The organism is Pseudomonas fluorescens, from assembly GCF_902498065.1.
Lineage (GTDB): Bacteria > Pseudomonadota > Gammaproteobacteria > Pseudomonadales > Pseudomonadaceae > Aquipseudomonas > Aquipseudomonas fluorescens_BJ.
Window position 1 is genome coordinate 22993 of the sequence record NZ_CABVIR010000012.1, and the last position, 24057, is coordinate 47049.

Genomic DNA, 24057 nt, shown 5'->3' on the forward strand with positions numbered 1-24057 from the left:
CGATTCGTTGCTGCGCACGCCCCCTGGAGCCTTATGCCACGCTGCTTTTGGTGTTCCGAAGATCCGCTGTACATGGCTTATCACGATCAGGAGTGGGGCACGCCGCTACGCGATGCGCAGGGATTGTTCGAGTTGCTTTTGCTCGAAGGGTTCCAGGCCGGCCTCTCATGGATCACCGTGCTGCGCAAACGTGAGCGTTATCGCGAGGTGTTGTTCGGCTTTGACGTACAGCGCGTGGCGCAAATGAGCGACGCCGAAATCGATGAATTGATGCTCGATCCCGGCATTATTCGCAATCGCCTCAAACTTAACGCGGCCCGGCGCAATGCGCAGGCCTGGCTGGCGCTCGAAGACCCGGTCGAGTTTCTCTGGTCCTTTGTCGGCGGTACGCCCGTGATCAATCATTTCAAGGATCGCACCGAAGTGCCGGCGGTGACGCCAGTCGCCGTGGAAATGAGCAAAGGCTTGAAAAAAGCCGGCTTCACCTTCGTCGGTCCGACCATTTGCTACGCGCTGATGCAGGCCTCGGGGATGGTCATGGACCACACTCGGGATTGCGATCGCTACGCGACGTTGACGAACGGCGGTTAGAATAGCCGCCTCGCGTACAGCACACGATCAGGAGTGACCTGTGGATAAGTTGAAAGGCGCCTTGCTGGTAGGCGCTCTGAGGCTGTTTGCCCTGCTTCCTTGGCGAGCAGTGCAGGCGGTTGGCTCGGCCATCGGCTGGGTGATGTGGAAAACCCCTAACCGTTCCCGCGACGTGGTGCGGATCAATCTGGCCAAGTGCTTTCCCGAGATGGACCCTGCCGAGCGCGAGCGTCTGGTCGGCCAGAGCCTGAAAGACATCGGCAAGTCGCTGACCGAAAGTGCCTGCGCGTGGATCTGGCCGGCGCAGCGTTCCATCGATCTGGTGCGCGAAGTCGAAGGGCTCGACGTCTTGAAGGACGCCCTCGCCTCCGGCAAAGGGGTGGTCGGCATCACCAGCCACCTCGGCAACTGGGAAGTGTTGAATCACTTCTACTGCAGCCAGTGCAAACCGATCATTTTCTATCGTCCGCCAAAGCTCAAGGCTGTGGATGAATTGCTGCGCAAGCAGCGGGTGCAACTGGGTAACAAGGTCGCCGCCTCCACCAAGGAAGGTATCCTCAGCGTCATCAAGGAAGTGCGCAAAGGTGGTGCAGTGGGCATTCCCGCTGATCCGGAACCGGCCGAATCCGCCGGGATCTTCGTGCCGTTCTTCGCCACTCAGGCGCTGACCAGCAAGTTTGTGCCCAACATGTTGGCGGGCGGCAAAGCCGTCGGCGTGTTCCTGCACGCCCTGCGGCTGCCGGACGGTTCGGGCTACAAAGTGATCCTCGAAGCGGCGCCAGAGGCCATGTACAGCACTGATACCGAGACGTCCTGCGCGGCCATGAGCAAGGTGGTCGAGCGCTACGTGCGGGCCTACCCGAGCCAGTACATGTGGAGCATGAAACGCTTCAAGAAGCGTCCGCCTGGCGAAGAGCGCTGGTATTGAGTTGATTGGCATGATCTGTGGATAACCTTGGGTTCAGGGTTATCCACAACTGTTCAAGAAAGGGCGCAGAAGATGTCCGAACACCGTAAATCGTTTCGCATCAAGATCAGTCATGAAAGCTTCGGCGAATGCCTCGGCCAGACCCGCAATCTCTCGACCACGGGCGTCTACGTCAAGCATCCGGGCTTGTCGACGTTGCCCAAGGGCGCGGTGGTCTATGGGCAGGTACAGGGTTTACCCGCAGGCGCGCCGCGGGTTCGCATGGAAGTGGTGTTGGTGGACGCCGACGGCATTGGCCTGCGTTATCTTTGATCAGTGCGCCTGACGCTCGAGCTTCTTCAGAAACACCGTCATCTCCTTCTCCGCCTGCTTGTCGCCGTGAGCACGAGCCGCTTCCAGACCCTGCTCCCAGGCCTGACGCGCGGCCGGATAGTCCGCCAGCGCCAGATGCGCCTTGCCCAACAGCTTCCACGCCGCTGAATACTTCGGATCGAACTCGACGCAACGCTGGAAATGCTCGGCGGCCTTGGCGTTCTCCCCAAGATCCAGGTAGCCCTTGCCCAGGCCGAAGCGCAGCAATGAGTTATCCACACCCTTGGCGAGCATTTTTTCCAGGGATTCGATCATGGGTGGATTCCTTACCGAAGTTATTCAGATATGCCGGTGTGTTTTTGAGATCGCATCGCGGGCAAGCCCGCTCCCACCGGGATCTTCAGTGAACATAAAACTTGTGCATGACCGAGAACCTGTGGGAGCGGGCTTGCCCGCGAAGAGGCCGGTCTGGCCACCGCAAATGCGGATCAAAAGAAGCTAAGCCCCACATGGAACAACTTTTCCACATCCCGAATATGCTTTTTATCCACAAGGAACAAAATCACATGGTCACCCGCCTCGATCACCGTGTCGTCGTGGGCAATGATCACTTCTTCATCACGAATAATCGCGCCAATCGTGGTGCCCGGGGGCAAACCGATGTTCTCGATGGCCTTGCCAATGACTTTGCTCGACTTCGCATCACCATGGGCAATCGCCTCGATGGCCTCTGCCGCACCACGCCGCAATGAATGCACGCTGACAATATCGCCGCGCCGTACGTGCGCCAACAAGGTGCCGATGGTCGCCAGTTGCGGGCTGATGGCGATGTCGATGTCGCCACCCTGGATCAAATCGACGTAGGCCGGGTTGTTGATGATGGTCATCACCTTTTTCGCGCCCAGGCGCTTGGCCAGCAACGACGACATGATGTTGGCTTCGTCGTCGTTGGTCAGGGCCAGGAAGATGTCGGCGTCGGCGATGTTCTCTTCCATCAGCAGGTCGCGGTCGGAGGCACTGCCCTGCAGGACCACGGTGCTGTCGAGGGTGTCGGAGAGATGGCGGCAGCGGGCCGGGTTCATCTCGATGATCTTCACCTGATATCGGCTTTCGATGGCTTCGGCCAGACGCTCGCCGATCTGCCCGCCCCCGGCGATGACGATGCGCTTGTAGCTCTCATCGAGGCGGCGCATTTCGCTCATCACGGCGCGAATGTTCGCCTTGGCGGCGATGAAAAACACTTCGTCGTCGGCCTCGATCACCGTGTCGCCCTGGGGCAGGATCGGCCGGTCACGGCGGAAAATCGCTGCAACGCGGGTTTCGACATTCGGCATGTGTTCACGCAACTGACGTAGTTGCTGACCCACCAGCGGTCCGCCGTAGTAAGCCTTCACTGCGACCAGCTGCGCTTTGCCTTCGGCGAAGTCGATCACCTGCAACGCGCCCGGATGCTGGATCAGGCGCTTGATGTAGTTGGTGACCACTTGTTCCGGGCTGATCAGCACATCCACCGGAATCGCTTCGTTATCGAACAGTTCGGAACGCGTCAGGTACGCCGCTTCGCGGACACGGGCAATTTTCGTCGGGGTGTGGAACAGGGTGTGGGCGACCTGACAGGCGACCATGTTGGTTTCGTCGCTGTTGGTCACCGCCACCAGCATGTCGGCATCGTCCGCGCCGGCCTGACGCAGCACCGTCGGCAGCGAGCCGCGGCCCTGCACCGTGCGGATGTCCAGCCGATCGCCGAGGTCGCGTAGGCGTTCGCCATCGGTGTCGACCACTGTGATGTCGTTGGCCTCGCTGGCCAAGTGCTCCGCCAGCGAACCGCCGACCTGCCCTGCGCCGAGGATGATGATTTTCATCCAGTCACTCCCTTGGAATCCGGTTAACCGCGCGCGGCGGCGATCTTGATCAGTTTGGCGTAGTAGAACCCGTCATGGCCGCCTTCCTGTGCCAGCAACTGGCGACCGTGTGGCTGCTTGATGCCCGCCGTGGTGGCGAGGTCCAGCTCACGGGCGCCCGGTGTGCGAGCGAGGAAGGCTTCGATGACTTCGGTGTTCTCGGTCGGCAGCGTGGAGCAAGTGGCATAAAGCAGAATCCCGCCGACTTCCAACGTTATCCACAGGGCGTCGAGCAATTCGCCCTGAAGGACCGCCAGCGCCGCGATGTCATCCGGTTGGCGCGTCAGCTTGATGTCCGGGTGACGACGGATCACCCCGGTGGCCGAACACGGCGCGTCCAGCAGAATGCGCTGGAACGGTTTGCCATCCCACCAGGTGGCAGTGTCGCGGCCGTCGGCGGCGATCAGTTCGGCGCTCAGGCTAAGGCGTGCGAGGTTTTCTCGCACACGCACCAGCCGCTTGGCTTCCAGATCCACGGCAACAACGCCGGCCAGTGCCGGTTCGGCTTCGAGGATGTGGCAGGTCTTGCCGCCCGGTGCGCAGCAGGCGTCGAGCACCCGCTGGCCCGGCGCCAGGTCGAGCAGGTCGGCGGCCAGTTGCGCCGCTTCGTCCTGCACGCTGATCCAGCCTTCAGCGAAACCCGGCAGGCTGCGTACATCGGCGGCAGCGTCGAGAATGATGCCGTCCTGGCTGTAAACGCACGGCGTGGCGGCGATGCCCGCTTCGGTCAGCAGCCCCAGGTAGGCATCCCGATTGTGATGACGACGGTTGACCCGCAGAATCATCGGCGGGTGCGCGTTGTTCGCCGCGCAAATGGTTTCCCATTGCTCAGGCCAGAAGGCTTTCAGGGATTTTTGCAACCAGCGCGGGTGAGCGGTGCGCACCACCGGGTCATGTTCCAATTCGGCCAGCAGCGCTTCGCTTTCACGTTGGGCGCGGCGCAACACGGCGTTGAGCAACGCTTTGGCCCATGGCTTTTTCAGTTTGTCGGCGCAGCCCACGGTTTCGCCGATGGCGGCGTGGGCCGGGACGCGGGTGTAAAGCAATTGGTAGAGGCCGACCAGCAACAGCGCCTCGACATCGGCGTCCGCAGCCTTGAATGGCTTCTGCAGCAACTTGGCCGCCAGTGCCGACAAACGCGGCTGCCAACGTGCGGTGCCAAACGCCAGGTCCTGAGTGAAACCGCGGTCGCGGTCTTCAACCTTGTCCATTTGCGTCGGCAGCGAGCTGTTGAGTGAGGCTTTTCCGTTAAGAACGGCAGCAAGTGCCTTGGCGGCGGCCAGACGTGGATTCATTGCGCATCCGCCGTTTGACCGAGGACGGTGCCGACGGCAAATTTCTCACGACGGCTGTTGAACAAATCGCTGAAGTTCAGTGCTTTGCCGCCGGGCAATTGCAGACGCGTCAGACACAGGGCTTGCTCACCGCAGGCGACGATCAAACCGTCCTTGCTGGCGCCGAGGATTTGCCCTGGTGCGCCCTGCCCTTCAGCGAGGCTCGCGGCCAGCACTTTCAGCGCTTCGCCGTTCAGCGTGCTGTGGGTAATCGGCCATGGGTTGAAGGCGCGGACCAGACGTTCCAGCTCAACGGCCGGGCGATTCCAGTCAATGCGCGCTTCGTCCTTGTTCAGTTTGTGTGCGTAGGTGGCGAGGCTGTCGTCCTGCACTTCGCCTTCCAGCGTGCCGGCGGCGAGGCCGGCGATGGCTTGAATCACCGCCGGTGGACCGATTTTCGCCAAACGGTCGTGCAGGCTGCCACCGGTGTCTTCAGCGCTGATCGGCGTGGCGACTTTCAGCAGCATCGGCCCGGTGTCGAGACCCAGTTCCATGCGCATCACGGTCACGCCGCTTTCGCTGTCGCCGGCTTCAACGGCGCGTTGGATCGGCGCCGCCCCTCGCCAGCGTGGCAGCAATGACGCGTGGCTGTTGATGCAACCCAGATGCGGAATATCCAGCACCACTTGCGGCAGGATCAGGCCGTAGGCGACCACCACCAGCAAGTCCGGCTTCAGCGCGGCCAGTTCGGCTTGAGCGTCTTCATTGCGCAGGGTTGGCGGTTGCAACACCTGGATGTTGTTTTCCAGCGCCAACTGCTTGACCGGGCTCGGCATCAGCTTTTGCCCGCGACCCGCCGGACGGTCCGGTTGGGTGTAGACCGCGACGATCTCGTAAGGGCTGTCGAGCAGGGCCTTGAGGTGTTCGGCGGCGAATTCCGGGGTGCCGGCAAAGACGATGCGCAGTGGCTCAGTCATGGGAGCAATCTCTGAAAAGAAAAAGGCTTGCCGCAGCAAGCCTTTGAAAGGAGGGCATCAAGCGTTCTGGCGATGGAGCTTTTCCAGTTTCTTCTTGATTCGGTCGCGTTTGAGGTTCGACAGGTAGTCGACGAACAATTTGCCGTTGAGGTGGTCGCATTCATGCTGAATGCACACCGCGAGCAGGCCTTCGGCGATCAGTTCGTACGGCTTGCCGTCGCGGTCCAGGGCCTTGACCTTGACCTTTTGCGGACGATCGACGTTTTCGTAGAAACCCGGCACCGAGAGGCAGCCTTCCTGGTATTGCTCCATCTCGTCGGTCAGGGACTCGAACTCGGGGTTGATGAACACCCGCGGTTCGCTGCGGTCTTCGGAGAGGTCCATCACGACGATACGTTTGTGCACGTTGACCTGGGTCGCGGCGAGGCCGATGCCTGGCGCTTCATACATTGTTTCAAACATATCATCGACCAACTGACGCACTTCGTCGTCCACTACGGCCACAGGTTTGGCGATAGTGCGCAGGCGCGAGTCGGGGAATTCGAGGATGTCTAAAATGGCCATAAGCTTAATTGCTGCACGTGTGAGGTAAAGTCGGGTCGATGGCCTGGCAGGTCCGAAGATGCAGGCTACCGTTGTGAAGCGTAGCTCCTTTTCTTTTCAGTGAAGAGTCGGGAGCGAGCCACGAGGGCTCTGGCGTTTCACGCGAACGCACATAATAAAGGGATTCACCGCATGAGGAAATCACTACTCGCCTTGCTCCTTCTGGCCTCGGCCGGTTTGGCGCATGGGCAAGTGCAACTCAGGGAAGGTTTTCCACAGCAATACACAGTGGTGGCGGGTGACACACTCTGGGACATCTCCGGGAAATTCCTCCGTGAGCCGTGGAAGTGGCCCGAGCTCTGGCAGGTCAATCCGCAGATCCAGAACCCCAATCTGATTTACCCCGGTGATTTGCTGTCGCTGGTCTACGTCAACGGTCAGCCGCGTCTGACCCTCAATCGCGGGGCTTCCCGGGGCACCATCAAGCTCTCGCCACGGGTGCGCAGTTCGCCGGTGGCCGACGCCATCCCGAGCATTCCGTTGCAGTCGATCAACAGTTTTCTGCTGAGCAACCGCATCGTCGACAAGGTTGAGGATTTCGACAAGGCGCCTTACATCGTTGCCGGCGATGCCGAGCGGGTGCTCAGCGGCACAGGCGACCGGATTTTCGCTCGCGGTCATTTCGATCCCAATCAACCGGTCTATGGCATCTTCCGCCAGGGCAAGGTTTATACCGACCCCGAGAGCAAGGAGTTTCTGGGGATCAATGCCGACGACATCGGCGGTGGTGAAATTGTCGCTACCGAGGGTGATGTCGCGACGCTGGCGCTGCAACGCACGACTCAGGAAGTGCGCCTCGGCGATCGCTTGTTCAGCGGCGAAGAGCGATCGATCAACTCGACCTTCATGCCCAGTGCGCCAAAAACCCAGATCAACGGCCTGATCATCGACGTACCGCGCGGGGTTACCCAGATCGGCGCGATGGATGTCGTCACGCTGAACAGGGGCCAACGCGACGGTCTCGCCGAAGGCAACGTGCTGGTGGTGATGAAAACCGGCGAAACCGTGCGTGACCGGGTCTCCGGGCAACCGCTGAAAATTCCCGATGAACGCGCCGGTTTGCTGATGGTATTCCGCACCTACGACAAACTCAGTTACGGATTGGTGCTCACCGCATCGCGCTCCTTGGCAGTGATGGACAAGGTGCGGAATCCGTAAGCAGGCTCCACAAGTTACCAACAGAGTTATCCACAGCTTATTCCCGTTTGAACGGGGCTCATAACGATCAAGGATGATCCATGTCGCTTTCTACTCTTACACCGGTTTCCCCTGCGGAACTGGAAGCCCGTTTACGTCTGCATCGTTTGCCGGAGCTCGGTCCTGCGCGTTTCAGGAAATTGCTCGAGGCCTTCGGCTCGGCGTCCAAAGCCATCAGTGCGCCGGCCAGTGCCTGGCGTTCGCTGGGCTTGCCGCTTGCTTGTGCCGAGGCTCGCCGGGCCGATGATGTCCGGGACGGCGCCAGCCACGCATTGGCCTGGTTAGAGCGTCCGGGCCAGCATTTACTGATGTGGGACCAGCCTGAGTACCCGGCACTGCTGGCGGAAATCAGCGATGCGCCGCCGCTGTTATTCGTCGCGGGCGATCCGGGCATTCTGGAAAAACCGCAATTGGCGATGGTCGGCAGTCGACGTGCTTCCCGCCCGGGGATGGACACCGCCGCTGCGTTTTCGCGCAGTCTGGCTGGCGCCGGTTTCGTCATCACCAGTGGTCTGGCGCTGGGTATTGATGCCGCCGCGCATCAAGCCGCTCTGGACGTGGGCGGGCGAACGGTCGGCGTACTTGGCACGGGACTTGAAAAGTTTTATCCACAGCGCAACCGCAGGCTCGCAGAGGCCATGATTGCGTCGGGAAGTGCGGTGCTTTCAGAGTTCCCGCTGGACGCCGGGCCTACGGCCAGCAACTTCCCGCGACGCAATCGCATCATCAGCGGTTTGTCTCTCGGTGTGCTGGTGGTGGAGGCCAGTATCGCCAGCGGTTCTTTGATCACCGCGAGGCTGGCGGCGGAGCAAGGTCGTGAGGTGTATGCAATTCCGGGATCGATCCATCATCCCGGCGCCAAGGGGTGTCACCAACTGATTCGCGACGGCGCGATGCTGGTGGAAACCATTGAACATATCCTCGAAGCGTTGCGCGGCTGGCAACAGTTGCCGCTAGCCATGCAGGCACCGTCGGTGACGCATCCGCTGCTGCTACTGCTGCACGCGGCACCGCATACCCCTGAAGCGTTGTCCGTCTCCAGCGGCTGGGCGCTGCCCAAAGTGCTGGCGGCGCTGACTGAGCTTGAAATGGACGGCCGGGCGGTCTGCGAAAGCGGGCGCTGGTTTGCGCGGGTGAGCTAGGTTTTATAAGGAAGATCGGTAAACTGCGCAGAGCCTTATTCCGGAGAGTTTTTCATGGTCAATAGTTGGCGTGTGCAACAAGCCGCGCAAGCCATTCGCGCAGGGGCGGTGATTGCCTATCCAACCGAGGCGGTCTGGGGCCTGGGTTGCGACCCGTGGGACGAAGAGGCGGTAGAGCGTCTGCTGATGCTCAAAGGGCGGTCGGTGGAAAAGGGCCTGATTCTGGTCGCCGACAACATTCGCCAGTTCGACTTCCTGTTCGAAGACTTCCCCGAACTGTGGATGGACCGCATGGCCAGCACCTGGCCGGGGCCAAACACTTGGCTGGTGCCGCATCAGAATATGTTGCCGCAATGGATTACCGGCGTGCACGAAACGGTGGCGTTGCGGGTCAGCGATCACCCGTTGGTGCGGGATTTGTGCGCGGTGGTCGGGCCGTTGGTGTCGACCTCGGCAAACCCTCAAGGACGGCCGGCGGCGCGGACGCGGATTCGCGTGGAGCAGTATTTCCGCGGGCAGATTGATTTCATCCTCGGAGGCAACCTCGGTGGGCGCAAGAATCCGAGTGTGATTCGCGATCTGGCGACCGGGAACGTCATCCGCCCGGATTGAGGCCGAGTCATCGTTCATCGCTGGCAAGCCAGCTCCCACAGGTTCGAGTCGTTTGAACATTTTTTGTACGACTTGGACCTGTGGGAGCGGGCTTGCCCGCGATGGCGTTCTCAAGGCAGCAGAACAGTCGAACCGGTAGTCCGCCGCGCCGACAACTCGGTCTGCGCCTTCGCCGCATCAGCCAGTGAATACTTCTGACTGATATCCACCTTCAACTTCCCGCTGATGATCATCTCAAACAGCTCATCCGCCATCCGCTGCAGGTTTTCGGCGTTGTTGGCATAAGTCGCCAGCGTCGGCCGGGTCACGTACAACGACCCTTTCGCCGCCAAAATCCCCAGGTTCACCCCGTCCACCGCGCCCGATGCGTTGCCAAAACTCACCACCAGACCCCGAGGCGCCGCGCTGTCCAGCGAAGTCAGCCAGGTGTCTTTGCCGACGCCGTCGTACACCACCGGGACTTTTTTCCCGTCAGTCAATTCCAGTACGCGTTGTGCGACGTTTTCGTGGCTGTAGTCGATGGTCGCCCACGCGCCGTTGGCCTTCGCCAACGCGGCTTTCTCCGGCGAGCTGACCGTGCCGATCAACTTCACACCCAATGCCTTGGCCCATTGGCAGGCCAGCGAACCGACACCCCCGGCAGCGGCGTGAAACAGAATGGTTTCGCCACCCTTGAGTTCATAGGTTTGACGCAGCAGGTATTGCACGGTCAGGCCCTTGAGCATTACCCCGGCGGCCTGTTCGAAGCTGATCGCGTCCGGCAGGTGCACCAGATTGGCTTCCGGCAAGACGTGAACTTCGCTGTAGGCGCCCAGCGGGCCGCTGCCGTACGCCACGCGATCACCGACCTTGAAGCGCGTGACTTCACTGCCCACTGCCTCGACGATACCCGCGCCTTCAGCGCCCAGGCCAGACGGCAAGGCCGGCGGCGCATAGAGGCCACTGCGGAAATAGGTATCGATGAAGTTCAGGCCGATGGCCTTGTTAGTGACGCGGACCTGCTGCGGGCCGGGTTCGGCGGGCTGGTAATCCACATATTCGAGCACTTCGGGGCCGCCATGGGCGCGGAACTGGATACGCTTTGCCATCAGAACTCTCCATAGGTCTTAGCTTTTGGATTTGTAGCGCCAAGCCCACTATCGAACTCCCAAGCTTGATCCCCGTCAACTGCGGCGAGTCCATCTGCAATGTTATGCTACGCGCCCATTTGCGCCGGCCCCCGTTCCAATGGAGCGCCGCGTAGTTTTGCCCGATTCAAGGTGAAGACATGACGACCCGCACCGAGGCCGTAAAAGCCTACCTGCTCGACCTGCAAGATCGCATTTGCGCTGCCCTGGAAGCCGAAGACGGCGGCACGCAGTTCGTCGAAGACGCCTGGACCCGGCCTGCCGGTGGTGGCGGTCGCACCCGCGTGATCGAGAACGGAGCGGTCATCGAAAAGGGCGGCGTCAACTTTTCCCACGTCTTCGGCAGCGGTCTCCCACCGTCCGCCAGCGCCCATCGGCCGGAATTGGCCGGGCGTGGTTTTGAAGCCCTCGGCGTGTCGCTGGTGATTCACCCGCACAACCCGCATGTGCCGACTTCCCACGCCAACGTACGCTTTTTCATCGCTGAAAAAGAAGGTGAAGAGCCGGTCTGGTGGTTCGGCGGCGGCTTCGATCTGACTCCGTATTACGGCAATGAAGAAGACTGCGTGCACTGGCACCGCGTCGCCGAGCAGGCCTGCGCGCCATTCGGCCCGGACGTCTACTCACGCTACAAAGCCTGGTGCGACAGCTACTTCCACATCAAGCATCGTCACGAGCCGCGCGGTATCGGCGGCCTGTTCTTCGATGACTTGAACGAATGGGATTTCGACACCAGCTTCGCCTTCATGCGTGCCATCGGCGACGCCTACATCGACGCTTACTTGCCAATCGTGCAGCGGCGCAAGAACGATGCATTCACCGCCAAACAGCGCGAATTCCAGGAGTTCCGCCGTGGCCGTTACGTTGAGTTCAACCTGGTTTACGACCGTGGCACGTTGTTTGGCCTGCAATCGGGTGGGCGTACCGAGTCGATCCTCATGTCGTTGCCGCCGCAAGTTCGCTGGAGCTATGACTGGAAAGCCGAGCCCGGCAGCGAAGAAGCGCGCCTGACCGATTACTTCCTGCAAGACCGCGATTGGTTGGCCAATGCCTGAACGAGGAATCCTGATGGACCGTTACGTCGTATTCGGTAACCCGATTGGCCACAGCAAGTCGCCGTTGATCCATCGTCTGTTTGCCGAGCAGACCGCTCAGCATCTTGACTACAGCACCTCGCTGGCGCCGCTCGACGACTTTTCCGACTTTGCCCGGGCGTTTTTCCTTGAGGGGCGCGGAGCGAATGTGACGGTGCCGTTCAAGGAAGAGGCGTTTCGTCTGGCCGACAGTCTGACGGAACGAGCGCAACGGGCTGGCGCGGTGAACACCCTGAGCAAACTCGCGGATGGCACGTTGCTGGGCGACAACACCGACGGCGCCGGGCTGGTGCGGGACCTGACGGTCAACGCCGGTTTCAGCCTCAAGGGCAAACGCATCCTGCTGCTCGGTGCTGGCGGCGCGGTGCGCGGTGCGCTGGAGCCGTTGCTGGCCGAGCATCCGGCCTCGGTGGTCATCGCCAACCGCACGGTGGAAAAAGCCGAGCTGCTGGCGGAGTTGTTTGCAGACCTGGGGCCGGTGTCGGCCAGTGGTTTCGACTGGTTGCAGGAGTCGGTGGACCTGATCATCAACGCGACATCGGCCAGTTTGTCAGGCGATGTGCCGCCGATTGCCAGCAGTTTGATCGCGCCGGGCAAGACCGTTTGCTACGACATGATGTACGGCAAGGAGCCGACCTCGTTCTGCCGTTGGGCGACTGAACATGGCGCGGCAGTGTCGATGGATGGCCTGGGGATGCTCGCCGAACAAGCGGCAGAAGCTTTCTTCCTGTGGCGCAGTGTGCGCCCGGACACCGCGCCGGTGCTGGCCGAACTGCGCCGCCAACTGGCTGCATAAACCTGTGGAGCCGGCTTGCTGGCGATCCAACGATTACGCGGTGTGCCTGATACGCCGCGGGGCCCTTGTCGCCAGCAAGCCGGCTCCTGCAGGGCATTGTTTCAATCCTCGAAATGGATCGGGCATTTCTCCGCGCCTTCCAGCTTTCGCAACTCCTCTACCACCGGCGGCCGCGCCCCGCGCAAGGTAAGGCTACGGTTCTGCTTGCGCAGTCGCCGCGCTTCCTGGTGCAGCATTTCCACTCCCGAATAGTCGATGAAGTTGATGTGCTGCGCCTCGATCACCACCCGAGCGCCGTGCATGCGTTGCAAACGCACTTGCAGGTAATGGCTGGCGCCGAAAAAGATCGAGCCGCCGACTCGCAGAATGTCTTCATCGCCGTCGCGCCAATGCTGCACCCGCGGTTGTGACGTGCGCTTGAGGTAGAAAAACAACGACGCGAGCACCCCGGCATAGATCGCTGTCTGCAATTCCAGTAACAGCGTGGCAACGCAGGTCAGCGCCATCACCACGAACTCCGCACGGCTGACCCGCAACAACGCGCGAATCCCGCGATGGTCGACCAAGCCCCAGGCGATCAACAGGATGCTGCCGGCCATGGCCGGGATCGGGATATGCGAGATCAGCGCCGCGCCGAAAATCGCAAACAACGCTACCCACAACGCGGAAAACACACCCGCCATGGGCGAACAGGCGCCCGCGTCGTAGCTGAGGCCGGAACGGGTAAAAGAACCGGCTGACAGCGAACCGGAAAAAAACGCACCGACAATGTTCGATAAACCCTGAGCGCGGACTTCCTGATTGGCATCGAGCAATTGCTGCGAGCGAGCGGACAAGGAACGGGCAATCGAGAGACTCGTCACCAGCCCGAGCATCCCCACCGCCACCGCGCTCGGCAGTAATCGCAAAATCATGTCCAGATCCAGTGGCAACGGGCTGAAGGGCGGCAACCGTCCGACAAACGCGCTCACCAGCTTCACGTGGCCGAACATCGATGGCCAGAGCCAAACGAGCAACCCGGCCAGGATCAGGGTGATCAACAGCGTGGGCCAGCGAGGCAGCGACCCTTTCAGGATGATGCCGACGATGACGGTCGCCAGTCCCAGTACGAGCGAGGGCTTATCCACAGCATCGAGGTTGCGCATCAGCATCAAAAAGCTGTCCAGTGCGGTGGCCTGGCTGGGCAAGTCCAGCCCCAGCAGGTTGGGCATTTGACCGATGGCAATCACCACTGCGGCGCCGAGGGTGAAGCCCAATACCACCGAGTGCGAGACGAAATTCACCAGCGCGCCGAACCGCAAAATACCCAGCAACCACTGAAAAATGCCGGCGAGGAGTGTCAGAAGCAGGATCAGCGTGATGTAGTCCTTGGACGCGGGAACGGCCAGAGGACTGATACTGGCGAACAGGACGATGGAGATCGCTGCCGTCGGCCCACAGATCAAATGCCATGACGAACCCCAGAGGCAGGCGATCAGCACCGGGATGATGGCGGCGTACAAGCCGTATTCCGGTGGGAGACCGGCGATCAGCGCGTAGGCAATGGATTGCGGCAACGCGAGAATCGCGCCGCTGAGACCGACAAGCAGATCACGACCGACGCTGGCGCGGGTCTGCCGGGGCAACCAGGTTAGGAAGGGAAAGAGTGAATGGCGGCTGGGAAGGGCCATGGGTCCTCTCGGTCGGGAATTTGCACAAGGGTAACAGGAACACCAGTAGGAGCCGGGCAAGCCGGCTCCTACTGGTAGTCATTCAGGCCCTTGTGTACAAGGGGTCAGAGCTTGGCTTTTACCGCTGGCAACGCATCCTTGCCGTCTGCGGTCTTCACACCTTCCAACCATTTATCCAGTACCGCCGGATTGGCCTTGATCCACGCCTTGGCAGCATCCGCGTTGCTGATCTTCTTGTTCACCACATCCGCCATGATGCTGTTTTCCATTTCCTGGGTGAAACTCAGGTTGGTGAGCAGCTTGCCCACATTCGGGCAGGCCTCGGCGTAACCCTTGCGGGTCAGGGTATGAACGCTGCCGGTGTCGCCGAAATACTTCTCGCCGCCCTTAAGGTAATGCATTTTCAGCTGCACGTTCATCGGGTGCGGCGTCCAGCCGAGGAAGGTCACGAATTTCTGTTTCTTCACCGCGCGAGAGACTTCGGCCAGCATTGCCTGTTCGCTGGACTCCACCAGTTTCCACTGGCCCATGTCGAAGTCGTTCTTCTTGATGATCTCTTGCAGCGAAATGTTCGCCGGAGCGCCGGAGCCGATACCGTAGATCTTCTTGTCGAACTTGTCGGCGAACTTGTTCAGGTCGGAAAAGTTATGCACACCCGCGTCCCACACGTAATCCGGAACAGCCAGGGTGAACTCGGTGCCGTCGAGGTTCTTCGCCAGTTGCGTGACATCGCCGGTGGCCACGAACTTGTCGTAGAAGCCCTGTTGCGCCGGCATCCAGTTGCCGAGGAACACGTCGACCTGGCCATCCTTCAAGCCGCCAAAGGTAATCGGCACCGCGAGGGTGTCGACTTTGGGCTTGTAGCCCATGCCGTCCAGCAGAAACCCGGTGATGGCGTTGGTTGCGGCGATGTCGCTCCAGCCAGGGTCGGCCATTTTCACCGTCTCGCAACTCTGATCGGCATACGCCGACGCGCTGCCCAGGGCCAGCAGCCCGACCGTCAGTACTGTGGATAACTTTTGCATGGACTTCCCCTTAACATTATTGGTTTTGGCAGGGTTGTGGATAACGTGCTTTGCGCTCCAGGTCGTCGAGATCGATGTGGTTGCGCATGTATTGCTGACTGGCGTCCACCAGCGGCTGGTGATCCCAGCTCTTCAGCTTGCCGATGGTCAGCGCATCGGCGACGAATCGCCGGCGACGCTGGCTCGCGAGCACTTGTTGGTGGATCGCCGGGATGTTCCATTTGGCCCGTGCTTCGGCCAGAAATTCTTCGAACAGTGGCCGATGTTGCGGCGAACGGCTGAGTTCTTCCTGCTCGCGCGGGTCGTTGTGTACGTCGAAGAGTAGGCACGGGTCGTCTTCGCTATAGATGAATTTGTAGGCGCCGCGACGAATCATCATTAATGGGCTGATAGTGCCTTCGGCCATGTATTCGCCGAAGACTTCGTCGTGACCGCCCTGACCTTGCAGGTGCGAAACCAGCGAGCGGCCATCCAGTGGCAAACCCGGTTCCAGCGAGCCGCCGGCCAACTCGACAAACGTCGGCAACAGGTCGGCGGTGGACACCGCTGCGCTGACCCGTCCGGCGCCAAACTGCCCCGGAGCACTTATCAACAGGGGGACGCGCGCGGCCATTTCGAACCAGTGCATTTTGTACCAGAGCCCGCGCTCGCCGAGCATGTCGCCGTGGTCACCCGAGAACACGATGATCGTGTCATCGATCAGCCCGGTTTCTTCGAGCGTTTGCAGGAGTTTGCCGACGTTGCTGTCGATATAGCTGCATGCACCGAAATAAGCCCGGCGCGCATCGCGGATCTTATCCACAGGCAGCGGCTTGTCCCACAGGTCGTAGACCTTGAGCAAGCGCCGGGAATGCGGATCGAGTTCGGTTTGATCCGGGGTGTCGGGCAACGGGATGTCGGCATCGTCGTACATGTCCCAAAAAGCCTTGGGAATCGTGTACGGGTCGTGTGGGTGAGTCATCGACACGGTCAGGCAAAACGGCTGATCGCCCTCTTCGCGAATGTGGTCGAACAGGTATTGCTGGGCTTTGAACACCACCTCTTCATCGAAATCCAGTTGGTTGGTACGCACGCACGGCCCGGCTTGCAGCACCGACGACATGTTGTGATACCAGGTCGGACGCACGTCCGGTTCGTCCCAATTTACCGCCCAACCGTAATCGGCCGGATAAATGTCGCTGGTCAGGCGTTCTTCGTAACCGTGTAACTGATCGGGGCCGCAAAAGTGCATCTTGCCGGACAACGCGGTGCGATAGCCGAGGCGGCGCAGGTAGTGGGCATAGGTCGGCACATCGGCGGGGAAATCGGCTGCGTTGTCGTAAGCGCCAATCTTGCTCGGCAACTGACCGCTGACCAGAGTAAAACGCGACGGCGCGCACAGTGGGCTGTTGCAATAAGCGGCGTCGAACACCACGCCTTCGGCGGCGAGGCGACTGAGATTGGGCAATTTGATTGGCGAAGCGCCGTAGAACGGCAACATTGGCGCGGCCATCTGATCGGCCATGATGAAAAGAATATTCTTGCGCTTCATGTGATCGCGGCATTCCATAGTGAATATTTATGCGAGAGTGCTGCGATCGAGCATGTAGCCCATGCAGTTTGTGGTAAAGCCCATGCCAGGCAATGACTAGGATAAGCACAGCTTATGTATGACGCCCTCGGTGATTTGTCTCTGGATTTGCTTCGCGCCTTCGAAGCGGCCGCTCGCCAGCGCAGCTTCACGGCCGCTGCGGTGGAGCTCGGCACGACGCAACCGGCCATCAGTCAGCAGATCAAACGGCTGGAAGATCAACTCGGCACGCGGCTGTTTGATCGCATTTATCGCGGGATCGAACTGACCGAGGCCGGGGCCATTCTTTTCGAACAGGTTCAGCTCGGTTTGCAGAATATCGACGCAGGATTGAGTGCGATCAGTGCACAGCATCAGCATGAGGTATTGCAGGTCGCCACCGATTTTGCCTTTGCCGCTTACTGGCTGATGCCGAGATTGCATCGTTTTCACGCGGCCAATCCTCACGTCGACGTTAGCCTGGTCACCAGTGAACGCAGTCTCAACATGCTGCGCACCGATATCGATGTCGCCGTGCTGTTTGGTGATGGACGTTTTAAACAGGGCGAAAGCCATTGGCTGTTCAGCGAGGAAGTGTTCCCGGTGTGCAGCCCCCTGTTGTTGAAAGATCGTCCCCTGCCATTGCCGGCCAAGGGGTTACTGGAATTTCCGCTGCTGCACCTGCGCGGCGAAAACAGCAGCAACTGGTTCGACTGGAGCGGCGTGTTCCGCGAGTTGGGGATAACTTCGGCGCCGGCACCCGGGCAATTGCGATTCGACAACTACACGTTGTTGATTCAAGCGGCGATTGGCGGCCAGGGCGTGGCGATTGGCTGGCGGCACCTTGTGGATAACTTGCTGGCGCAAGGATTACTGTGTCGGCCAATTGCTGAAACAGTGATGTCCCGCCAGGGCTATTACGTGGTTCTGCCTCAACGCAAACGGCGCGGGGCGTTGATTCAACAGTTCGTGGATTGGTTGATGCACGAGCAGGCCAGCAGTGCGCAATCGCTGAATGGCCTGCCTTTGCCTTCGATTGCGGTGTGAAAGCAACACGTCGTCCGAGCGCGGCTCGCTCTTTCGCTACTCAGAAGTCGCCACGAAATTCACGTGTTCACCAACGTGAAGGTTGAAGTGCAATTCATCAGCAATCCCTCTCGCGACGCGGTTCAAGCGCTCCAGTGGTTCGGCCAGCCCCGGTTCCAGGCTGCTGCTGACGTGACTGAAATGCTCGATCGTCAGCCCCGCGACGCCGCGTGGCGCATTGACCAGCGTCCAGTGCAATGCGCTGGTTTGCAGGGCTTCGCGGATTTCTTCGGCGGCGTGGCGCTGCAGTTGATCCTCGATCTCCGGATCGTCGAGCACCTCGAAATCACCCACCAAAAACAGCCGGGCAATGCCGGCAGCCTGCATGCCGTCTATCAGCGCATCCACGGCAAGCACCTGTTCGACCGGGCCCGGAACAACGGTTTTTTCCACGTGTTCGCTGTTGAACGGCAAGCCTGGTGCGTCTAACAGACAGATGACGGCTGAAGAGCCCGCGACGCTTTGCTTCACGCGTTCGGCCTCGAACAGGTCGCCCGTCTTGGCCCGTAAACCCGGACGTGGCGCGAGCGCCGTCAAGTCGTCGAGGATGGCGATCACTTCATGTTGGCGCCGCAGCATTTCGGCCATCAGCGCACTGCCCAGGCTACTCATGGCACCATAAAGCACCACCTTTACTACCGGGGTTTCGGCATTTTTCATGGCTGAGCTCCGTTTTCCTACGTGTATAGCGTGAGACCTGTGGGAAACGGCGACGGTTCGACTGGGATTCAGAGGGTTTCAGATGCAACAGATCAAGGGCTATCACGCCCACGTGTATTTCGACACCAGCACCATCGATCAGGCGCGCGCCTTGTGTGAGCGGGCGGCCCAGTTGTTTGCGGTGAAAATGGGGCGGGTACATGAGCGCCCGGTCGGCCCGCACCCGGACTGGAGTTGCCAACTGGCATTCGGGCCGGAACTCATCGGCGACGTGTTGCCGTGGCTGGCGCTCAATCGCAAGGGTTTGGTGGTGTTCCTGCACCCGGACACCGGCGACGATCTGCTTGACCACACCGAACATGCGATCTGGATGGGCGCGATCCGGCCACTGGACCTGTCTGTTTTTTGATCACAGGGTCTCTTCGGCTTCACCCGGCAAGTGCTCGTCCAGGTGCAGCCACGGCAGACGGCTGTCTGTCCAGATGTGCCGTTCGGCCGGAGCCTGCTCGGGATGATCGAGGGTGGCGATGGTCAAGTCGATGCTTTCGGGACTGAGCTGTGTCACCAGCGCGAGTTGTGCCCCACAGGTCGGGCAGAAATAGCGTACGCAGCTGGATGACGAGGCGTATTGCGCCGGAGTGCCTTTCAGCCATTCAAAGGTGGATGCGGGCACGGTGATCCAGGTGGTCACAATCCCGCCGCTGACCCGCCGGCAAATCGAGCAGTGACAGTGGGCGATGTCGCGCAAAGGGCCGCGCAATTGATAGCGCAGATGTCCGCAGTGGCAGCCGCCGGTGTGTGTCTCGTTCATGGCATCGCTTCCTGATGTGTATTGACTGACGTCATCGCGGGCAAGCCCGCTCCCACAGTGATCTGTGTGTGCCACAAACTGCAGCTTCGCCGCAAAACCCTGTGGGAGCGGGCTTGCCCGCGATGGCCTCAGCTCGGTTTCCCTCTCTGCCCGGTCCGACGACCGGTTGTACATCCGGTCAATGCTTTCATCAGCGAAAGCTCGGTGAAAGCTTCCCCGATTAGGATCGCCCCACTACCGGCAACAGACCGGTCGGCCAATGCCAGCGTTTTATCGCTCGCACAGCCCTTTAACAACAACAATGGTGACCCTGATGTCCTTTACAACCCGCCGCTTCGCTGCAACTCCTCCCGTACGCCTCGTGCTTCCCGTTCTGCGCTGACCCACCCGGTTCGCCCATTCCCTAGCCGCGCTACGCCTGGAGTATTCCCATGCTGACTTTCCTTGGCTTCGCCATGGTCATCACGTTCATGTTCCTGATCATGACCAAGCGCCTGTCCGCGCTGATCGCCTTGATCATCATCCCGATCGTCTTCGCCCTGTTCGGCGGTTTTGCGCCGAAGATCGGCCCGATGATGCTCGAAGGCATCACCAAGCTTGCGCCGACCGGCGTGATGCTGATGTTCGCCATCCTCTACTTCGCCCTGATGATCGACTCCGGCCTGTTCGACCCGGCCGTGCGCAAGATCCTCAAACTGGTCAAGGGCGACCCGTTGAAAGTTTCGGTCGGCACCGCCGTACTGGCGCTCGTCGTCTCCCTCGATGGTGACGGCGCGACCACTTACATGATCTGCGTGGCCGCCATGCTGCCGCTGTACAGCCGCATCGGCATGAGCCCGCGGATCATGGCCGGTCTGATCATCCTCGCCGGTGGCGTGATGAACATGACCCCATGGGGCGGCCCGACCGCCCGTGCCGCGAGTGCGCTGCACGTGGACCCTTCGGCCATCTTCGTGCCGATGATTCCGGCGATGGCTGCCGGTGTCGTGGCCATCCTGGCCATCGCTTACTTCTACGGCAAGCGTGAACGTGCGCGTCTGGGTGAACTGCACCTGGTGGGTGACGAAATCGACCACAGCGAAATCAGCGTTTCGCAGTTCCCGGACGCCCGTCGTCCAAAGCTGATCTGGTTCAACGGCGCGTTGACGTTCGTCCTGATGTGCACCCTGATCGCTGGCCTGCTGCCGTTGCCGGTGTTGTTCATGGTGGCGTTCAGTATTGCGATGATCGTCAACTATCCTTGCCTGCAACAGCAGAAGGATCGCGTCGCGGCCCACGCCGGCAGTGTGCTGGCAGTGGTCGGTTTGATCTTCGCGGCAGGCATCTTCACCGGTATCCTGTCGGGCACCGGCATGGTCGATGCGATGTCGAAGAGCCTGCTGGCGGTCATCCCGGATTTCCTCGGCCCGTACCTGGCCGTGATCACCGCGCTGGTGAGCATGCCGTTCACGTTCTTCATGTCGAATGACGCATTTTATTACGGCGTGTTACCAGTACTTGCCGAAGCTGCCAGTCATTACGGTATAACCGCGGTTGAAATGGCACGTGCCTCGATCGTCGGTCAGCCCGTCCACTTGCTGAGCCCGCTGGTACCATCGACGTATTTGTTGGTGGCCCTGGCCGGCATCGACTTCGGTGACCATCAGCGCTTTACCCTGAAATGGGCAGTGCTGGTGTGCATGTGCATACTGGTTGCAGCATTGCTGATGGGGATTTTCCCACTGTTCAGCACTCTATAAGCCCAAGACTCACCATAACGGGTCCAGGCTTTGCTGTTTAAAGCCTGGGCCCGTTCTGGTTTAACACTCGCTCAAAGGAATACACATGGAATGGCTGACCAACCCTGAAATCTGGGTTGCCTTCTTTACCCTGACCGCCCTGGAAATCGTCCTGGGTATCGATAACATCATCATGATTTCGATCCTGGTCAGCCGCATGCCCAAACACATGCAGCAGCGCACCCGGATTTTCGGCCTGGCGCTGGCCATGGTCACGCGGATTCTGTTGCTGCTGTCGATCACCTGGGTCATGCGCCTCACCGCAGACCTGTTCGAGGTTTTCGGCCAGGGTATTTCCGGGCGAGACCTGATCCTGTTCTTCGGTGGTCTGTTCCTGCTGTGGAAGAGCTCGCAGGAGATGTACCACGCGCTGGAAGGTGAAGACGAAACCAACGAGGAGCCGGGCGGCAAGGGCGGCAACTTCCTCTACACCATCATCCAGATCGCGATCATCGACATCGTGTTCTCGCTGGACTCGGTCATCACCGCCGTCGGCATGGTCTCCCACGTACCGGTCATGGTTGCGGCGATCATCGTGGCCGTGCTGGTGATGATGCTGGCTTCCGGCACCATCAGCGAGTTCATCGACAAGCACCCTTCGCTGAAGATGCTGGCGCTGTCGTTCCTGTTGATCGTCGGTACCGTGCTGATTGCCGAATCCTTCGACGTGCATGTGCCAAAAGGCTATGTCTACTTCGCCATGGCGTTCTCGCTGGCGGTGGAAGCGATCAACATCAAGATGCGCACCGCGATTGCCAAGAAGCGCAAGCAGCAAGACCCGGTGAAACTGCGCAAGGATATTCCTGGGCAATAATCCAGGATTCTCCTGAGCACGCAAAACCTGTGGGAGCGAGCCTGCTCGCGATTGCGGTCTGTCATTCAACATCAATGTTGAGCCTGATGGCCTTATCGCGAGCAAGCTCGCTCCCACATTGTTTTTGCGCGACCGTCAGGCCCTGTTTTCATGACAGTTTTGTTTCAATCGTCTCTTTAGCTATGCGATGCTGGCGCGCAGACCGTTAGCCAACTACAGCTTAAGTACACAACGTAGAAAGTCGCGCGGCACCGTCAACTTGCTCCTTTGGGGCGCTACCACCACAGGGGGCCCGTATGCTCACCCTGCTCAATTTGCTATCTGCCGTGGCCTTGCTGATCTGGGGCACGCACATCGTCCGAACCGGCATTCTGCGGGTCTACGGCTCCAACCTGCGCCATGTGATCGGCCAGAACATGTCCAAGCGCTGGTTGGCGTTCATCGCCGGCATTGTCGTGACCGCCATGGTCCAGAGCAGCAACGCCACCGCGATGCTGGTCACCTCCTTTGTCGGCCAAGGCCTGATGGCGCTGATGCCGGCGCTGGCGACCATGCTCGGCGCCGACGTCGGGACCGCGCTGATGGCACGGGTGCTGACGTTTGATTTGTCGTGGTTGTCGCCGCTGCTGATCTTTCTTGGGGTGATTTTCTTTCTGTCGCGTAAACAGACGCGCCTGGGCCAGATGGGTCGGGTGGCCATCGGTCTGGGGCTGATCATTCTGGCCTTGCAACTGATCGTCGAAGCCGCGGCGCCGATTACCCAGGCCCAAGGGGTCAAGGTCATCTTTGCTTCGCTGACCGGCGACATCCTGCTCGACGCCCTGGTCGGCGCCTTGTTCGCGATGGTTTCCTACTCCAGCCTGGCCGCCGTCCTGCTGACCGCGACCCTGGCCGGTGCCAGTGTGATCAGTTTGCCGGTGGCCATCGGCCTGGTGATCGGCGCGAACATCGGCAGCGGCATTCTGGCGTTCATGAGCACCAGCATGCAGAACGCTGCGGGTCGTCAGGTGGCGCTCGGGAGCCTGCTGTACAAGCTGATCGGCCTGCTGCTGATCATTCCGGTGCTCGACCCGTTGGTGCACTGGATCGACAGCCTCGACTTCAGTCCCCAGGAAATGGTCATCGGCTTCCACTTGCTCTACAACACCGCGCGCTGCCTGATTTTGCTGCCGACGGTCGGCGTGATGGCGCGGCTGTGTGCATGGCTGTTGCCGGAGCGCCCGGAAATCAATGGCACGGCCAAACCGCGGCACCTCGATCCGACGGCGCTGGTCACCCCCAGCCTGGCGCTGGCCAACGCCGCCCGCGAAACCCTGCGTATCGGTGATCTGATCGACAACATGCTCGAAGCCATGCTGGACGTACTGCGCGGCAAGCAAACCGCCGTCACCCAGGAAATGCGCCGCCTGACCGATGATGTGGAATCGCTCTACAGCTCGATCAAGCTCTATCTGGCACAGATGCCCCGTGAAGACCTGAGTGAACATGACAGTCGGCGCTGGGCGGAAATCATCGAACTGGCGATCAACCTCAAACTCGCCAGCGACCTGATCGAGCGCATGTTGCGCAAGGTGCAACAACAGAAAACCTCGCAGCGCCGGTCTTTTTCCGAGGTCGGCCTGGACGAGTTGGCGGGTCTGCACAGTCAGCTGATTTCCAATTTGCGCCTGGGATTGTCGGTGTTCCTGAGCGCCGACAAGGAAAGTGCCCGCCAGTTGCTGCGTGAGAAACGTCGCTTTCGCGCACAGGAACGGCGCCTGGCCCATGCTCACGTCAGCCGGTTGCAACGTAAGATCGTGCAAAGTATCGAGACCAGTTCGCTGCACCTGGAGCTAATTGCCGATATGAAGCGCCTGAATTCTCTGTTTTGCAGCAGCGCTTATGTGGTTCTGGAAACGTCTGACACCGGCGCGCTCGTCGTCGATGATTTGGCTGACATCACACATTCGCCTTGAACGTCTGGCAGTGTGGTCAGTCACTTACAGTGGTTCAGCCTCAAGACCGTCTTCGCGGGCGAGCCCACTCCCACAGGTGATCCGGGTCGGACATCATTCCAGTTGCACAAAAGATCACTGTGGGAGCGGGCTTGCCCGCGATAGCGACCTAAAGG

The 24057-nt window shown here is 60.3% G+C and carries 24 protein-coding genes; 13 read left to right on the forward strand and 11 right to left on the reverse strand.

Features of this window, described 5'->3' with window-relative positions:
- Nucleotides 1-33 precede the first annotated feature (33 nt).
- From tag to F8N43_RS28210, 3 genes are all read left to right on the forward strand, one after another.
- The gene (gene tag / locus F8N43_RS28200; RefSeq protein WP_150630649.1) at nt 34-591 is read left to right on the forward strand and encodes a DNA-3-methyladenine glycosylase I; all 558 of its coding nucleotides are present in this window, start codon (nt 34-36) and stop codon (nt 589-591) included.
- 40 nt (nt 592-631) lie between these two features.
- The gene (locus F8N43_RS28205; protein WP_084317555.1) at nt 632-1519 is read left to right on the forward strand and encodes a lysophospholipid acyltransferase; all 888 of its coding nucleotides are present in this window, start codon (nt 632-634) and stop codon (nt 1517-1519) included.
- A 72-nt stretch (nt 1520-1591) separates the two neighbouring features.
- Complete coding sequence (locus F8N43_RS28210; protein WP_150630650.1) at nt 1592-1831, forward strand: PilZ domain-containing protein; 240 nt, start codon at nt 1592-1594, stop codon at nt 1829-1831.
- Here F8N43_RS28210 and F8N43_RS28215 read toward each other — a convergent pair whose 3' ends face one another.
- From F8N43_RS28215 to def, 5 genes are all read right to left on the reverse strand, one after another.
- Nucleotides 1832-2146 (reverse strand): tetratricopeptide repeat protein, encoded by a 315-nt coding sequence (locus F8N43_RS28215; protein WP_008027576.1) that lies wholly within the window; start codon nt 2144-2146, stop codon nt 1832-1834.
- A 173-nt stretch (nt 2147-2319) separates the two neighbouring features.
- The gene (trkA, locus tag F8N43_RS28220) at nt 2320-3693 is read right to left on the reverse strand and encodes a Trk system potassium transporter TrkA (RefSeq protein WP_017341720.1); all 1374 of its coding nucleotides are present in this window, start codon (nt 3691-3693) and stop codon (nt 2320-2322) included.
- 23 nt (nt 3694-3716) lie between these two features.
- On the reverse strand, nt 3717-5027 hold the full coding sequence (gene rsmB, locus F8N43_RS28225; protein WP_150639397.1) for a 16S rRNA (cytosine(967)-C(5))-methyltransferase RsmB: 1311 nt from the start codon (nt 5025-5027) through the stop codon (nt 3717-3719).
- The gene (gene fmt / locus F8N43_RS28230; protein WP_150639396.1) at nt 5024-5983 is read right to left on the reverse strand and encodes a methionyl-tRNA formyltransferase; all 960 of its coding nucleotides are present in this window, start codon (nt 5981-5983) and stop codon (nt 5024-5026) included. Before fmt ends, rsmB begins: the two co-directional genes overlap by 4 nt.
- 57 nt (nt 5984-6040) lie before the next feature.
- On the reverse strand, nt 6041-6547 hold the full coding sequence (def, locus tag F8N43_RS28235) for a peptide deformylase (RefSeq protein WP_109627010.1): 507 nt from the start codon (nt 6545-6547) through the stop codon (nt 6041-6043).
- Nucleotides 6548-6718: 171 nt separating this feature from the next.
- Between def and F8N43_RS28240 the strand changes: the two genes are divergently transcribed.
- The 3 genes from F8N43_RS28240 to F8N43_RS28250 all read left to right on the forward strand — a co-directional run bounded on the left by F8N43_RS28240 (nt 6719) and on the right by F8N43_RS28250 (nt 9537).
- Complete coding sequence (locus F8N43_RS28240) at nt 6719-7744, forward strand: LysM peptidoglycan-binding domain-containing protein (protein ID WP_150630654.1); 1026 nt, start codon at nt 6719-6721, stop codon at nt 7742-7744.
- Nucleotides 7745-7824: 80 nt separating this feature from the next.
- Nucleotides 7825-8925 (forward strand): DNA-processing protein DprA, encoded by a 1101-nt coding sequence (dprA, locus tag F8N43_RS28245; RefSeq protein WP_150630655.1) that lies wholly within the window; start codon nt 7825-7827, stop codon nt 8923-8925.
- A 54-nt stretch (nt 8926-8979) separates the two neighbouring features.
- Nucleotides 8980-9537, forward strand: a complete 558-nt coding sequence (locus tag F8N43_RS28250) for an L-threonylcarbamoyladenylate synthase (RefSeq protein ID WP_150630656.1) — start codon at nt 8980-8982, stop codon at nt 9535-9537.
- 110 nt (nt 9538-9647) lie between these two features.
- On the opposite strand, the gene F8N43_RS28255 is transcribed toward F8N43_RS28250, so the two are convergent.
- On the reverse strand, nt 9648-10625 hold the full coding sequence (locus F8N43_RS28255; RefSeq protein ID WP_150630657.1) for an NADPH:quinone reductase: 978 nt from the start codon (nt 10623-10625) through the stop codon (nt 9648-9650).
- 179 nt (nt 10626-10804) lie between these two features.
- Between F8N43_RS28255 and hemF the strand changes: the two genes are divergently transcribed.
- Nucleotides 10805-11719: an oxygen-dependent coproporphyrinogen oxidase gene (gene hemF / locus F8N43_RS28260; protein ID WP_150630658.1), complete on the forward strand. Its 915-nt coding sequence runs from the start codon at nt 10805-10807 to the stop codon at nt 11717-11719.
- 13 nt (nt 11720-11732) lie between these two features.
- Nucleotides 11733-12554 carry a shikimate dehydrogenase gene (aroE, locus tag F8N43_RS28265; RefSeq protein ID WP_150654667.1) on the forward strand — a complete coding sequence of 274 codons (822 nt, stop codon included), beginning with the start codon at nt 11733-11735 and terminating at the stop codon, nt 12552-12554.
- A gap of 101 nt (nt 12555-12655) precedes the next feature.
- On the opposite strand, the gene F8N43_RS28270 is transcribed toward aroE, so the two are convergent.
- The 3 genes from F8N43_RS28270 to betC form a co-directional block, all read right to left on the reverse strand.
- On the reverse strand, nt 12656-14224 hold the full coding sequence (locus F8N43_RS28270; protein WP_150654668.1) for a SulP family inorganic anion transporter: 1569 nt from the start codon (nt 14222-14224) through the stop codon (nt 12656-12658).
- Between the two features lie 104 nt (nt 14225-14328).
- Nucleotides 14329-15249, reverse strand: coding sequence for a choline ABC transporter substrate-binding protein (gene choX, locus F8N43_RS28275; RefSeq protein ID WP_150630661.1), 921 nt, complete (start codon nt 15247-15249; stop codon nt 14329-14331).
- Between the two features lie 16 nt (nt 15250-15265).
- Nucleotides 15266-16780: a choline-sulfatase gene (gene betC / locus F8N43_RS28280; protein ID WP_150654669.1), complete on the reverse strand. Its 1515-nt coding sequence runs from the start codon at nt 16778-16780 to the stop codon at nt 15266-15268.
- 114 nt (nt 16781-16894) lie between these two features.
- Between betC and F8N43_RS28285 the strand changes: the two genes are divergently transcribed.
- Nucleotides 16895-17845 (forward strand): choline sulfate utilization transcriptional regulator, encoded by a 951-nt coding sequence (locus tag F8N43_RS28285; protein ID WP_150630663.1) that lies wholly within the window; start codon nt 16895-16897, stop codon nt 17843-17845.
- A gap of 36 nt (nt 17846-17881) precedes the next feature.
- Here the strand turns inward: F8N43_RS28285 and F8N43_RS28290 are convergent, their stop codons facing one another.
- Entirely contained in the window at nt 17882-18544 is a 663-nt protein-coding gene (locus F8N43_RS28290; RefSeq protein WP_150654670.1) for an NAD(P)-dependent oxidoreductase, read from the reverse strand.
- An 82-nt stretch (nt 18545-18626) separates the two neighbouring features.
- On the opposite strand from F8N43_RS28290, the gene F8N43_RS28295 reads away from it, so the two are divergent.
- Nucleotides 18627-18953, forward strand: coding sequence for a DOPA 4,5-dioxygenase family protein (locus tag F8N43_RS28295; RefSeq protein ID WP_150654671.1), 327 nt, complete (start codon nt 18627-18629; stop codon nt 18951-18953).
- Here the strand turns inward: F8N43_RS28295 and F8N43_RS28300 are convergent, their stop codons facing one another.
- Nucleotides 18954-19355: a GFA family protein gene (locus tag F8N43_RS28300; RefSeq protein ID WP_150630666.1), complete on the reverse strand. Its 402-nt coding sequence runs from the start codon at nt 19353-19355 to the stop codon at nt 18954-18956.
- A 431-nt stretch (nt 19356-19786) separates the two neighbouring features.
- Here F8N43_RS28300 and F8N43_RS28305 point away from each other — a divergent pair, with 431 nt between their 5' ends.
- The 3 genes from F8N43_RS28305 (at nt 19787) to F8N43_RS28320 (ending at nt 23902) form a co-directional block, all read left to right on the forward strand.
- Nucleotides 19787-21094 (forward strand): CitMHS family transporter, encoded by a 1308-nt coding sequence (locus F8N43_RS28305; RefSeq protein ID WP_150630667.1) that lies wholly within the window; start codon nt 19787-19789, stop codon nt 21092-21094.
- Nucleotides 21095-21179: 85 nt separating this feature from the next.
- Nucleotides 21180-21947, forward strand: a complete 768-nt coding sequence (locus tag F8N43_RS28310; RefSeq protein ID WP_145306420.1) for a TerC family protein — start codon at nt 21180-21182, stop codon at nt 21945-21947.
- Nucleotides 21948-22243: 296 nt separating this feature from the next.
- Complete coding sequence (locus F8N43_RS28320; protein WP_150630669.1) at nt 22244-23902, forward strand: Na/Pi cotransporter family protein; 1659 nt, start codon at nt 22244-22246, stop codon at nt 23900-23902.
- Nucleotides 23903-24057: the final 155 nt, after the last annotated feature.

What these genes read in the sequence shown, in the direction of transcription:
- tag (WP_150630649.1), top strand. Translation starts at nt 34, where the DNA reads ATGCCACGCTGCTTTTGGTGTTCCGAAGATCCGCTGTACATGGCTTAT.
- F8N43_RS28210 (WP_150630650.1), top strand. Translation starts at nt 1,592, where the DNA reads ATGTCCGAACACCGTAAATCGTTTCGCATCAAGATCAGTCATGAAAGC.
- F8N43_RS28215 (WP_008027576.1), bottom strand. Translation starts at nt 2,146, where the DNA reads ATGATCGAATCCCTGGAAAAAATGCTCGCCAAGGGTGTGGATAACTCA.
- trkA (WP_017341720.1), bottom strand. Translation starts at nt 3,693, where the DNA reads ATGAAAATCATCATCCTCGGCGCAGGGCAGGTCGGCGGTTCGCTGGCG.
- rsmB (WP_150639397.1), bottom strand. Translation starts at nt 5,027, where the DNA reads ATGAATCCACGTCTGGCCGCCGCCAAGGCACTTGCTGCCGTTCTTAAC.
- fmt (WP_150639396.1), bottom strand. Translation starts at nt 5,983, where the DNA reads ATGACTGAGCCACTGCGCATCGTCTTTGCCGGCACCCCGGAATTCGCC.
- def (WP_109627010.1), bottom strand. Translation starts at nt 6,547, where the DNA reads ATGGCCATTTTAGACATCCTCGAATTCCCCGACTCGCGCCTGCGCACT.
- F8N43_RS28240 (WP_150630654.1), top strand. Translation starts at nt 6,719, where the DNA reads ATGAGGAAATCACTACTCGCCTTGCTCCTTCTGGCCTCGGCCGGTTTG.
- dprA (WP_150630655.1), top strand. Translation starts at nt 7,825, where the DNA reads ATGTCGCTTTCTACTCTTACACCGGTTTCCCCTGCGGAACTGGAAGCC.
- F8N43_RS28250 (WP_150630656.1), top strand. Translation starts at nt 8,980, where the DNA reads ATGGTCAATAGTTGGCGTGTGCAACAAGCCGCGCAAGCCATTCGCGCA.
- F8N43_RS28255 (WP_150630657.1), bottom strand. Translation starts at nt 10,625, where the DNA reads ATGGCAAAGCGTATCCAGTTCCGCGCCCATGGCGGCCCCGAAGTGCTC.
- hemF (WP_150630658.1), top strand. Translation starts at nt 10,805, where the DNA reads ATGACGACCCGCACCGAGGCCGTAAAAGCCTACCTGCTCGACCTGCAA.
- aroE (WP_150654667.1), top strand. Translation starts at nt 11,733, where the DNA reads ATGGACCGTTACGTCGTATTCGGTAACCCGATTGGCCACAGCAAGTCG.
- F8N43_RS28270 (WP_150654668.1), bottom strand. Translation starts at nt 14,224, where the DNA reads ATGGCCCTTCCCAGCCGCCATTCACTCTTTCCCTTCCTAACCTGGTTG.
- choX (WP_150630661.1), bottom strand. Translation starts at nt 15,249, where the DNA reads ATGCAAAAGTTATCCACAGTACTGACGGTCGGGCTGCTGGCCCTGGGC.
- betC (WP_150654669.1), bottom strand. Translation starts at nt 16,780, where the DNA reads ATGAAGCGCAAGAATATTCTTTTCATCATGGCCGATCAGATGGCCGCG.
- F8N43_RS28285 (WP_150630663.1), top strand. Translation starts at nt 16,895, where the DNA reads ATGTATGACGCCCTCGGTGATTTGTCTCTGGATTTGCTTCGCGCCTTC.
- F8N43_RS28290 (WP_150654670.1), bottom strand. Translation starts at nt 18,544, where the DNA reads ATGAAAAATGCCGAAACCCCGGTAGTAAAGGTGGTGCTTTATGGTGCC.
- F8N43_RS28295 (WP_150654671.1), top strand. Translation starts at nt 18,627, where the DNA reads ATGCAACAGATCAAGGGCTATCACGCCCACGTGTATTTCGACACCAGC.
- F8N43_RS28300 (WP_150630666.1), bottom strand. Translation starts at nt 19,355, where the DNA reads ATGAACGAGACACACACCGGCGGCTGCCACTGCGGACATCTGCGCTAT.
- F8N43_RS28305 (WP_150630667.1), top strand. Translation starts at nt 19,787, where the DNA reads ATGCTGACTTTCCTTGGCTTCGCCATGGTCATCACGTTCATGTTCCTG.
- F8N43_RS28310 (WP_145306420.1), top strand. Translation starts at nt 21,180, where the DNA reads ATGGAATGGCTGACCAACCCTGAAATCTGGGTTGCCTTCTTTACCCTG.
- F8N43_RS28320 (WP_150630669.1), top strand. Translation starts at nt 22,244, where the DNA reads ATGCTCACCCTGCTCAATTTGCTATCTGCCGTGGCCTTGCTGATCTGG.